The organism is Microbacterium sp. KR10-403, from assembly GCF_040196215.1.
In the GTDB taxonomy this organism is placed as follows: domain Bacteria; phylum Actinomycetota; class Actinomycetes; order Actinomycetales; family Microbacteriaceae; genus Microbacterium.
On the sequence record NZ_JBEGDC010000001.1, the window covers coordinates 340,583 to 350,225 of the forward strand.

Consider the following 9,643-nt stretch of genomic DNA (forward strand, 5'->3'; position numbering starts at 1 on the left):
AACAGACATGACAAACACAAACACCAAGAAGAAAGGACTTGCCTTCGGTCTCACCGCAGTGCTCGTCGCCGGTGGCCTCGCCCTCGGTGGAACTTTCGCAAACCTGGTTCAGACCATCACGGATCCGAACACCCACACGGTAGCCACAAAGAGCCTGGACTTCAGGCTGAGCTCTGGCCCGGTCACCGCGGTGAACCTGAGCCCTTCCAGCGACTACCGTCCTGGTGAATCAAACCAGGTGATGACCAACATCATCAACAGCGGGCAGCTCCCGGCTCACACGGCGTTCCGACCGGTACTGAGTGAGGGAGCGGAAACTCTCGCAGCTCACCCGGTGCTGAACGACGCGGTGGTTTCGCTGAAGATCGACAACGGACTGGCATGGCGAGGCACCCTCGGGAAGTTCCTCTCCAGCGCGTTCGTCTCAGCGAACCCCATCGCTGAGAACGGCTGGGCCACTGTGGTCTACGAGATTCAGACACCGATGAACGTAGACCCCGTGGAGTGGGAAGCCTGGAGGACCACAAAGCTGGACGTGAAGTTCTCCAACGACGTGGCGATTAGCCAGGTAGTGAAGGGTGACTCCCCTCTCCTCAGCTACGCGAAGTCCAACGGAGAGAAGATCACGCAGCTTGCTGCTGATGCTCCTCAGCTTCCGTGGCCTAATGGGACCATGAACTCCACCGATGGCGCGGGCTACATCATCCCCGCTTCTTCATTGGAGGCGGTTGTCGGCCTTTCCTGATATTCCCTGACCAGAAGCCCCTGAACTCCCTAAGTCGGTTCGGGGGCTTCTTCTTTGCCTCGGCGCTATGTGACGCACGAAGCAGTTGGCGTCAGGAGCGCCACTGAGAACCGAAACGGTAGCTGACAGTCTCTGCCTCAGCTCTGTGGTGGTTGGTGATTATGCGTCTCACCGCTACAACTCCCGCAGAAACGCAGCTATGACCTCCTACATGGTGCTCCTGCCTTTTCTGCGCAGCGCGTTAGAGATAACTGTGTCCGTCGAGGAGAACCCCCATGAGAAAGTTTCTGAAAACCCGCATCCAGGCCTACCGCACCAAAACAGAAGAAGGAGTCGCGCTGCTGAGCGTGGTGATGGTTTCACTGGTGATCTTCATCCTCCTCGCAACCATCGCAGGAACCGTGCTCAGCTCCACCCTCACCCTTGCCAATGATCGAGGCACCACTGCGGCGGTCTCGAAGGTGGATTCTGGTCTTGACGCCGCGCTGGCGTCCGCGGTGATGAACCGCTGCGTGCGACACCGAGAAAGCACAGAGGTGGGGTACAGCTACAACATCTACAGGAGCGCTTCCGACGAGAAGCCCACCTCGGTGACAGCTCCAGGAGTGATGCCCGGCTGTCCACAGACTGGGGATAAGTATCTGGTGGTGGAAGCTTCCACCGACGACGGCGCACACCTCACGGTGGTGAACTCCTATCTCTGGGTGACTCGTGACCTCTCAGGTAGGGATGGGGCTGTCGTCTCCGGAGGCGGCACCTCCTTCAGCACCTCCGCTCTGGCGGTGCTCGGAGCGGACGGTGACCTCTTCCTGGCAGAGGGCAACCTGAACTGTAACAACTCCAGCACCTTCGACGGGGACGTCTTCGTTCTCCAGGGAAATGTCACGCTCTCCAACGCCTGCTTTATTGGTGGCTCTCTCTACGCCTCCGGCAGCGTCGCCATCTCCAACAACGCGGTGGGGGTGGCGGGTGATGTTTACAGTCTCGGAAACTTCTCCATGAGCACGGGCGCCACCATCGGTCGAGACGTGCGAACCAGGGGAACTCTCACTGTGAACAGCGGTGCGAAGATCAACGGCAGCGCCACCGGAACCAGAACAACCCTCGGGAACACCATCATCGGCGGGTCTGTGAGTGCCAGTGGTCCCCTCAGCTTGAACGTGGACACACGCATCCACGGGAGCGTGCTCACCAGCGACGGCGGCGCAGTACAGGTCTACGGGAGCACCATCGGTGGCGATCTCTTCGTGAACGGGTACTTCTCGCAGCTCCAGGTGAGCTCCGTTGGCGGCAACGTCACGGCGGCTGCTACGGGGCGCAGCAACTCCGTCGCGCCGAACGTCACCATCGGCGGGAACCTCACGCTCGCTGGAACCGTCTCCACTTGGGGCGCTGGTCCCTCGGTGACCGGCACGAGCCGTTACAACCGCTCGGTGACCTCGATCCTTCCCCCAAGCTTTGAGCTTCCAGAGCAGTTCGATGAGGGCTTCTTCGCCTGGCGGGACTACGACTACAAGGAAAGCGATTGGGTTTCCGCTGGCTACGAGCTGAAGACGCTCACCAGCTGCGACTTCCAGAACAACGCGCTACTCGTGGCGGAGGTGAACTCCCGAACCAGCCCCACCCTCTACGACCTGCGCGGCTGCTCTCCTCGTTTCTTCGCGGTGACCTTCGCGCTGCGCACCAACGTGGCTTTCATCTCCAATGGGTTCACGGACAGCAACAGACTCACCGTGAACAGCGCCGATGGCGAAGAGCACCAGATCAACTTCCTCACACCGGACGCCGTGAAGGATGGCGCACCCACCTGTGGCGTGGGGCAAGGGACGTCCAATTTGTACGAGTTCACCATGGGCGACGGCATAAGCGGTTCCCTCTACACCCCCTGTGTTCTCACCTTCGGTGGGAAGTCCACCATCAACGGGCAGCTCTACGCCGGAGCGGCCTCCTACTCAGGAAGCCAGAAGACTTCCCTCAACTACAGACCGATCTTCACTCCGGGCTTCCCCGTTGAGCTGGCAGCTCCTGTGAAGGCCGCCTACAACGCTGAGGACACGCACCGCGCGGTGCCGCTGCTTGTTCATCGCGAAGAGAGCTGATCCGGCTAGAGACCGCTCACTGATATTTGAAACGTCCCCGAACCATCGCGGTTCTGCCACCGGGAACACATAGAGGGGAAACCCAAACAAGGAGAAACAAAATGACATTTTACAACGTTCCTAAGAACAGAAAGCGTGTGATCGTGGTGGGCGCTATGGCGGCCATCCTCTCCACCGCACTCGTTGGTGGCACCTTCGCGGGGCTGAACGCCTCCGTGGAGCAGGAAGGCCACCAGATCCACGGTGACGCTATCTTCGGTCTTGAGTTCCTGGAGGGCTCTGGACTCATCAACGCCAACGTCTCACCGAACGCCGAGGAGCAAACCTTCGAGCTTCGCCTCAAGAACGGTGGAAACCTTCCTGGGACCGTCGCCTTCAAGGTGATCGACGGTGACAAGTTCGAGTTCTCTGACGCCATGCTCGATGAGACAAAGGTGACCATCCAGTTCAACGAGAGCTATGGCCAGATCGACACCACGCTTCGCGACTTCCTCACTACCGGCTACGTGGGCGTGGGTGAGGGGTACGTAATCACCCCTGGAACAGAGATGAACGTCGTCATCAAGTTCACTCCAACCAAGGACGCTACCGACTGGGACTCCGATGACCTCGGTGAGTTCTCAAACACCTTCCGCACGAAGTTCACGCTCTCGGCTTCCAACAGCGAAGGCGTCTCTGACCTCGCCGCTGCGGCCAAGGCGAACGGCACGCTGGTCTTCGATTACAGGGAGAACAAGCAGGTCTACGCCATCCCGGCTGCGGACATTGAGACCTACGCCGAAACAGGGATCACCGGCACCGCCGAATAACCCCTCAAAAAGCCCCCGATGACACCTATCCCATCGGGGGCTTTTTCGTGCCCGAAGTTTCTGAACGCTCTGTTTAGAGAGGAATACGACTAACAAGGAGCCAGCCATGATCGACACAGAAGCGGAACAGAGCACCGAAGGGTTCACCACCACCAGGGAGGAGGGCGATAGCGCGGAGCTGAAGTCCTTCAAGCGAAGGATCTTTTGGAAGCGTTCAGCATTCCGCGCAGGAGGGTTCGCACTTCTCGTGGCACAGATCGCCACCGTGATCGTCGCTGTGTTCGCAGCCATCCCCTTCGTGCTTTCCACCTTCTTGGGCTACAACTTCTCCACCGTGCTCACCGGCTCCATGAGCGGCACCGTGGAGGTGGGCGATGTAGTGGTGACTCAGGACTACCTCGGGCAGCAGCTCACCGTGGGCCAGGTGGTCGGTGTGGAGAACCCCGCTGGTCGCTTCCTCCACCGCATTGTCAGCGTGAACGAGGACGGGACGTACACCACCAAGGGTGACGCCAACGAGTCGGCGGACCTCTTCAAGCCAACAGGGGACGACTTCTGGGGCTTGCCGGTCACCTACTTCCATCAGCCCATGGCCACCTACCTCACCGCGTTCTCCCTGGACACCGTGTGGATGGACAGTTTCGGAAAGGCGCTCTCTGGCGGAAACATGGGCGCTGCGTTCTCCATGCTCGCCAGCGCGCCCTGGGGCTTCCTCGCGCTTCTCGGAGCGGTGATCTTCTTCTGGTGGCTTATCCCCGACTTCATCACATTCCTGCGCAACCGCGCGGAGATGAAGGACGAACTCGCACTCGAAACTCTGAAGCTGGCTGTAGCGGCCCACGAGGAGACCATCAGCACCCACGATGAGTCACTCGAAGAGATTGAGCCAGTTGTGGAAGAGCTCAAGCATGAGCACGAAGCGGCCAAGGCGGAAAAGGAGGCGGAGGTGGCCAGCGCCGTGGAGAAGCAGGAAGCATTCTTCAGCGCGCTCGCATCCATTGACCCGGAGAACCTCTACGACGAGGAGCCCACAACGGAAGAGGCGGTCACCGTTTCGAAGCCTCTGCTTCTCGCCAGCAACCCGTTCCTCAAGCTCAAGGAGACCACCGCGCCAGAGGCGCTACCGGCGCTTCTGAGCGAGTCTTCTGCACCTCAGGCACGAACACGCACCAAGGCGGCTCCAGTACAGAGAGTGACGGAGAGCGCCTTCGATCTGAGTGCGATTGACGACTGAGCTGAACAGTTCGTTCCGATATTCGGTATAAGACAGTTGGCGTCAGCAGAAGGAGAAGATGATGAAGTTTCATAAGACAGGAGACGGCTTTTGGCAGCGATGCCAGGCCACGGTGCGCGTCGGTCAAGGCGTCACCGATTGCCCCATCGAACTAGAAGGTGTGCCGCTTCGCCACACCATTGGGTTTCACGGGGTCGCGGAGGCCGGTGGTGGTGTGATCCGCCGTGCTGTGGAGGATGGCTACCGCGAAACGAAGATCATTCCCAACGGCGACGACACCTTCACCGCGGACACCGGAAAGCTGAAGCGCGTCTATGGCATGGACGGGAAACTCCTGAAGCTGAAGGACCGCAAGGAACTTGAGAAGCGCATCGCCCGTGACAACGACCTCCCGCAGCTTGACCGCCGTGAACTTCTTCGCGTGGATGAGGAGCTCGCACGGCTGGATGCTGAGGTGGCCAGCGCCTTGAAGAACTGGGACAAGAAGAGCGGCGCGGAGTTCCGCTCCAAACTTCTCGCTTTCGGTGAAGGCGTAAAGCATCACATCCACACGGAGGAGGGGATTGCTCTCATGCTCGTCGTCTCCGGTCACCAGTACCCGAAGGAGCTCGTACCCGTGATGGCTGGGTTCCGTGAGCAGATCACCGAGGACGCTGACCCCCGCAGCTTCCTGATCCAGCGCGCTCGGGAGAAGAAGGCGGCTGAGAAGGGTGGCTACTGATGGAGAAGGAGCTCACTGAGTATCTGGCACGCCAAGCCAAAGAGAAGCAGCAGCGTCGAGCACACAAGGTGGCCATGGCGGCAGCGAAGGAGTATCGAAAGGCTGACTATTGGGCCTACCGCTCTAGTGGACGCCTTCCGCTTGTTCACCCGGAGCTGGACCTCTCCAATGTGCTGGAGGACTTCTGGAGGAACGCCGAGGCGCTCCGAACAGCTTTGGTGCTCTCCATCATGACTCTGGTGGAGGCGAGCCCAGCGATCACCCTCGCGCTCCTCGAGGAAGACGAGTTCCTGAAACAGCTTGACGGTAAGCGGTTCACGTACATCCTGAGGTCTTTGCGAAGGCTGGACAAGCTCAGCGAAGAGCAAGAGCTGGAGCGATGGAAGCACTTCGAGCAACTCCAGGAGCAAGAGCCCGAGGAAGAGATTGACTGACGTTTCTGATATTCCTTTCAGCCCTTTCATGAATGAAGCTCCCTGTGTTGGACCGTCCAACACAGGGAGCTTTGCTTTGCCCTAGGAGGTCATAGCTGCGAGTCTGAGCGAGTTTCTCAGGCAGGACGAGTGATCGTGCGCCCTCCGTCCTGAGAAGCAGAGACTGTCAGCTACCGCGCCAAGAAGGCGTTCCCGCGGTAGAGGTCTCCCTCCACGTGGCTGATCACTTCTCCTGTTTTGGAGGTTCCCAACCAGAGGTAGTCACCTTCGCGGTACTCGATGTGCCAGCCAGCAGCCCTGAGGGATTCACCGAGTGTCTCATCGGCACCGCCAGGGAAGAAAGCATCTCCTGAGGAGGGCGGCTCGAACTCATCCAGGATCGCTTTCAACCCATCGAAGGTCTGTGGCTTTTCGCTCTCGATGCGCTTGAGAGTTCGGTCATATTTCTTCCAGTAGGCGTCCATGGCGATGACAATATCCTGAGCTCGTTTCGAAGGGAAATAGCTGGTCAGAAGAGATATTTGACTTTTGCTAGCTTCCCGTCATGATCGATCCAACGCCACATCCACAGAGGCTCAAAGCTCCACCGCCTCACTGAAAGAAAGGTGCCATCATGGCAACCCCGACGAAGAACATCGAGACCACCGCTGCTCCCAAGGAGGAGACCGCCGCTTCCAAGGAGGAGCGCTTCGAGCTCGACTCGAAGGAAGTGAGCCGAGTCCTCAGCGTGATTCGGTACCGCCTGAACGAAGCTGTGCGAGACGCCAATCGTCGTGCTCCCTTCCTCTCCAACAGCAAGAGTGAGGCACGCGCGAAGGCGACCGCAGCCTTCACCGTTCTCCGTGAGTTCTCGGAGCAGACGTTCTGACTCCCCCCAAGAGCCCCTGCTGATTCACCTCCAGTAGGGGCTCTTCTTCTCTCATCCCTTTCCTCATTCCAGAAAGCAGAACCCCATGGCCACCACCGTTCCCTCCATCGCTGTCGGCTCCCGTGTGCGACTGATCCAGACCTCCGACCCGCACACGCGCCTTCAGCCCGGAGAAGAAGGCACCGTCGCCTTCATCGACTCCCTCGGAACGTTCTTCATCGACTGGGAGAACGGTTCGTCGCTGGGGCTCATCCCTGGGGAAGACAGCTTCGAAGCGATCTGACCCGATATTCCGTAGGCAGTCGGCGTCAGAAGAGACACTGACGAAGGAGAAGGATCATGGCCAAGTTCCACGTCACCAAAGCTGGTAAGACCGAACCTTGCGGAGCCACAGTGCGCGCGTGCCCGCTCGGAGAGGCGAACCACTTCGCCTCTCTGGAAGAGGCGGTGGCACATTCCATGGCGGGAGAAGCGTCTTCCCCCTACAGCGAGTGGGATGTGGCGAACGCGCAGCAGCTCGTGAACGACTACGGCCTCTACGAGAATCGTCCGATTAGTGAGGAGCGCGTGATAGCTGTGGCTGGTCTTCACGGCGTTCCAGCTGAGCTCCTCCTCTCCGAGGTGGCGCGAGCCCAGGAAGCGGAGGCACGGGAGAGTCAAGAGTTTCAGGAACGCTACGACGAGCGCGTTGCGGAGGTGACGGCCACGACACCGGCGAAGCTGCGTCGCGGACTCGTGGTGGCTGTGAAGGACGGGGACAGCGCGCGACTCATGAAGATCGAGAGCGCACGAGCTGGCCATCTCTACGGTCCCTCCGTAGGCGATGGTGACCGCTTCGAGCCGATCTACTTCGACGGTGTTCCTGCGAGCAGCGTGCTTCGACCTGAACCGCAGCTCACCATGGACGAAAACTGGCACCGTGAGCCAGGGGAAGCACCGCTCAAGAAGCTTCGAGACAGCGAGGGCACGATCCGCGGCTCCGTTCAGCTTCGCGAAGGCGTCTACATTCTCGGGGCACGGGTGGAGTCCACTCGTCGGCTCATCCTCTTCGAGAAGAGCAACTTCGACACGGTGGAGGAAGCCATGAGCTACTTCCAGGCATGGAGTAAGGAGAACCCCACCGTGGTCACCACGGCCTGAGCTCAGCGCCGAGAAGACTTTGAGGAGCGCTTGGGCTCAGGTAGGTACCGGATTCGTTCTCGCTCACGGGACGCACGAGCCACCATGGCCTCATAGAGGAAGCGGTCGTACTCAGCCTCATCGTGGTACTCCTGAGGAGCATCTTCCGGTACCTCGTAGACGTCCGGCACCCGCTCCAGATAAAGCCCCCATCGGTCCTCATGGAGTCGGTCTAACTCGTCGTCGTCGCCGAGTGAGTAGGGATCACCATACTCCCGGGTGAGAGTCTTTATCTCTTCCGTCAAGTGACGCCAGGGTTGGCTACGCGAGACTTCTCTTCAGGTGTGCGCGGCGCTCGCAGCGGCCTTAGTTTGAGCGGTGCGAGCAGTTGCTTCTTTCGCCTCCTCGGCGAGAAGCTTCATGATTGCGTCCGGCACCGTAACCTCGGGGACACTCTCCACCCATTTTCCGAGCGCGCGGTAGGAGGTTGGGCTCACGAGCGCCTGAATCTCACTCACCCGCTCCTTGGAGTCCGCTTGGGCGAGGAGCTCAACCACGACGAGCTTGCGCGCGTCGAAAGTGTTGTTCCGCCAAGCATCGAAGTCTCGAAGGAGGCCAGTCATCTCCTGAACCAACTCGTCCGATGCTGAGGTTTTGTTCTTCGGGGAGGAAAGGTTCGCAACGATCTTCTGCTGAGTGTCCGTGTCCAGAGTGGCCCAACCTGGAGTCTGCTTCGCCTTCTCCTCGGCCGCAGCGTCCGTAGCAGTGGTCTTGTAGAGATGTTTCGGAGCGTTCTCGATGGCTTCCTTGAACACGGGCATGGTGGCTCCTTAGTGAGTGACTCTTCGGCGATAATAACGCACGCAAGTATGCTCTTCACCATGGACGACCTGGAGCGGCAACGAGAGCTTCGCCGTCTGCGCGATGAAGCGCTCAGCGTGCCGAACTGTCAGAACTGTCTTCACTCCATGGAAGCAGTAGAGGAGTCTGGAGACTACCTCTGGCGATGTGCGCAGTGTGGCCAGGAGCGGCGATAGCTGCGAGTCTGAGCGAGTTCCAGCGGCAAGACGGGTGATCGTTCGCCTGGTGACTCTCAGAGCAGAGAGCGTCAGCTGCTGAAGCCGTTGGCTTCCTCAAAGATCTTCAGGAAGTGCTCCTGGATCGGCCCACGCTTCGAAACGTCGTGCCCGTTTGCCGCGAGCCAACGCCGCGCGTCCCGCAGTTCGTAGGGGCGGTCCGCCACCATGGTCTTCAGTTCGTTAGTGGCCAGAGTGCTGTAAGACACTGCCGGTCCCTTGACGGGAGTCGGCACCACATCAGTCTTGCGCGCCACCGCGATGAACGGGGCAAGAGCCTGCGCGAGCTTCTCCTCATTCCGGCTGGAGAGTTCAAGGGCGTAGGCCTGCCCACGGAAGACGAACTCCACGGTGTCTCCCTCACCAGGGGCGACCGCGGTGCCGTCCAGGTCGTCAATCATCGTGCGTTCGAAGGCCATAAACACACCGTATCACTGTTTCAAACAGTTTGGGCGGTAGTTCGACACGCCCGGGAAACAAAGTTCGCAAAGATCTGCACAAACTTTTATTTGTGCTCTGATCTGGGAGTATCGCTTCT

At 59.6% G+C, this 9,643-nt stretch carries 13 protein-coding genes; 9 read left to right on the top strand and 4 right to left on the bottom strand.

From position 1 onward, the window contains the following. The first annotated feature begins 7 nt into the window (after positions 1 to 7). The 6 genes from ABMQ42_RS01765 to ABMQ42_RS01790 all read left to right on the top strand — a co-directional run bounded on the left by ABMQ42_RS01765 (position 8) and on the right by ABMQ42_RS01790 (position 6,042). Complete coding sequence (locus ABMQ42_RS01765; RefSeq protein WP_349720961.1) at positions 8 to 745, top strand: hypothetical protein; 738 nt, start codon at positions 8 to 10, stop codon at positions 743 to 745. Between the two features lie 275 nt (positions 746 to 1,020). Next, a complete protein-coding gene (locus ABMQ42_RS01770; RefSeq protein WP_349720962.1) occupies positions 1,021 to 2,844 on the top strand; it encodes a hypothetical protein in 1,824 nt (607 codons plus the stop codon). A 101-nt stretch (positions 2,845 to 2,945) separates the two neighbouring features. Then, on the top strand, positions 2,946 to 3,653 hold the full coding sequence (locus ABMQ42_RS01775; RefSeq protein WP_349720963.1) for a hypothetical protein: 708 nt from the start codon (positions 2,946 to 2,948) through the stop codon (positions 3,651 to 3,653). Between the two features lie 106 nt (positions 3,654 to 3,759). Then, positions 3,760 to 4,887 carry a S24/S26 family peptidase gene (locus ABMQ42_RS01780; protein ID WP_349720964.1) on the top strand — a complete coding sequence of 376 codons (1,128 nt, stop codon included), beginning with the start codon at positions 3,760 to 3,762 and terminating at the stop codon, positions 4,885 to 4,887. A 61-nt stretch (positions 4,888 to 4,948) separates the two neighbouring features. Further along, positions 4,949 to 5,608, top strand: coding sequence for a hypothetical protein (locus ABMQ42_RS01785; protein WP_349720965.1), 660 nt, complete (start codon positions 4,949 to 4,951; stop codon positions 5,606 to 5,608). Continuing rightward, positions 5,608 to 6,042: a hypothetical protein gene (locus ABMQ42_RS01790; RefSeq protein ID WP_349720966.1), complete on the top strand. Its 435-nt coding sequence runs from the start codon at positions 5,608 to 5,610 to the stop codon at positions 6,040 to 6,042. The genes ABMQ42_RS01785 and ABMQ42_RS01790 overlap by 1 nt, the downstream gene beginning before the upstream one ends. A 170-nt stretch (positions 6,043 to 6,212) precedes the next feature. On the opposite strand, the gene ABMQ42_RS01795 is transcribed toward ABMQ42_RS01790, so the two are convergent. Continuing rightward, positions 6,213 to 6,506 (bottom strand): hypothetical protein, encoded by a 294-nt coding sequence (locus tag ABMQ42_RS01795; protein WP_349720967.1) that lies wholly within the window; start codon positions 6,504 to 6,506, stop codon positions 6,213 to 6,215. Between the two features lie 149 nt (positions 6,507 to 6,655). Here ABMQ42_RS01795 and ABMQ42_RS01800 point away from each other — a divergent pair, with 149 nt between their 5' ends. The 3 genes from ABMQ42_RS01800 to ABMQ42_RS01810 all read left to right on the top strand — a co-directional run bounded on the left by ABMQ42_RS01800 (position 6,656) and on the right by ABMQ42_RS01810 (position 8,050). Continuing rightward, positions 6,656 to 6,910, top strand: a complete 255-nt coding sequence (locus ABMQ42_RS01800) for a hypothetical protein (RefSeq protein WP_349720968.1) — start codon at positions 6,656 to 6,658, stop codon at positions 6,908 to 6,910. Between the two features lie 85 nt (positions 6,911 to 6,995). Then, on the top strand, positions 6,996 to 7,193 hold the full coding sequence (locus tag ABMQ42_RS01805) for a DUF4314 domain-containing protein (RefSeq protein ID WP_349720969.1): 198 nt from the start codon (positions 6,996 to 6,998) through the stop codon (positions 7,191 to 7,193). Positions 7,194 to 7,249: 56 nt separating this feature from the next. Beyond that, a complete protein-coding gene (locus ABMQ42_RS01810; RefSeq protein WP_349720970.1) occupies positions 7,250 to 8,050 on the top strand; it encodes a hypothetical protein in 801 nt (266 codons plus the stop codon). A 2-nt stretch (positions 8,051 to 8,052) separates the two neighbouring features. Here ABMQ42_RS01810 and ABMQ42_RS01815 read toward each other — a convergent pair whose 3' ends face one another. From ABMQ42_RS01815 to ABMQ42_RS01825, 3 genes are all read right to left on the bottom strand, one after another. Next, positions 8,053 to 8,334 (bottom strand): hypothetical protein, encoded by a 282-nt coding sequence (locus ABMQ42_RS01815; protein ID WP_349720971.1) that lies wholly within the window; start codon positions 8,332 to 8,334, stop codon positions 8,053 to 8,055. Between the two features lie 33 nt (positions 8,335 to 8,367). Continuing rightward, positions 8,368 to 8,850 carry a hypothetical protein gene (locus ABMQ42_RS01820; RefSeq protein WP_349720972.1) on the bottom strand — a complete coding sequence of 161 codons (483 nt, stop codon included), beginning with the start codon at positions 8,848 to 8,850 and terminating at the stop codon, positions 8,368 to 8,370. A gap of 287 nt (positions 8,851 to 9,137) precedes the next feature. After that, positions 9,138 to 9,524 (bottom strand): Lsr2 dimerization domain-containing protein, encoded by a 387-nt coding sequence (locus ABMQ42_RS01825; RefSeq protein ID WP_349720973.1) that lies wholly within the window; start codon positions 9,522 to 9,524, stop codon positions 9,138 to 9,140. Positions 9,525 to 9,643 lie beyond the last annotated feature (119 nt).

Coding starts and splice junctions, on each gene's coding strand:
- ABMQ42_RS01780 (WP_349720964.1), top strand. CDS start 3,760: ATGATCGACACAGAAGCGGAACAGAGCACCGAAGGGTTCACCACCACC.
- ABMQ42_RS01825 (WP_349720973.1), bottom strand. CDS start 9,524: ATGGCCTTCGAACGCACGATGATTGACGACCTGGACGGCACCGCGGTC.
- ABMQ42_RS01765 (WP_349720961.1), top strand. CDS start 8: ATGACAAACACAAACACCAAGAAGAAAGGACTTGCCTTCGGTCTCACC.
- ABMQ42_RS01810 (WP_349720970.1), top strand. CDS start 7,250: ATGGCCAAGTTCCACGTCACCAAAGCTGGTAAGACCGAACCTTGCGGA.
- ABMQ42_RS01775 (WP_349720963.1), top strand. CDS start 2,946: ATGACATTTTACAACGTTCCTAAGAACAGAAAGCGTGTGATCGTGGTG.
- ABMQ42_RS01790 (WP_349720966.1), top strand. CDS start 5,608: ATGGAGAAGGAGCTCACTGAGTATCTGGCACGCCAAGCCAAAGAGAAG.
- ABMQ42_RS01800 (WP_349720968.1), top strand. CDS start 6,656: ATGGCAACCCCGACGAAGAACATCGAGACCACCGCTGCTCCCAAGGAG.
- ABMQ42_RS01770 (WP_349720962.1), top strand. CDS start 1,021: ATGAGAAAGTTTCTGAAAACCCGCATCCAGGCCTACCGCACCAAAACA.
- ABMQ42_RS01805 (WP_349720969.1), top strand. CDS start 6,996: ATGGCCACCACCGTTCCCTCCATCGCTGTCGGCTCCCGTGTGCGACTG.
- ABMQ42_RS01785 (WP_349720965.1), top strand. CDS start 4,949: ATGAAGTTTCATAAGACAGGAGACGGCTTTTGGCAGCGATGCCAGGCC.
- ABMQ42_RS01795 (WP_349720967.1), bottom strand. CDS start 6,506: ATGGACGCCTACTGGAAGAAATATGACCGAACTCTCAAGCGCATCGAG.
- ABMQ42_RS01820 (WP_349720972.1), bottom strand. CDS start 8,850: ATGCCCGTGTTCAAGGAAGCCATCGAGAACGCTCCGAAACATCTCTAC.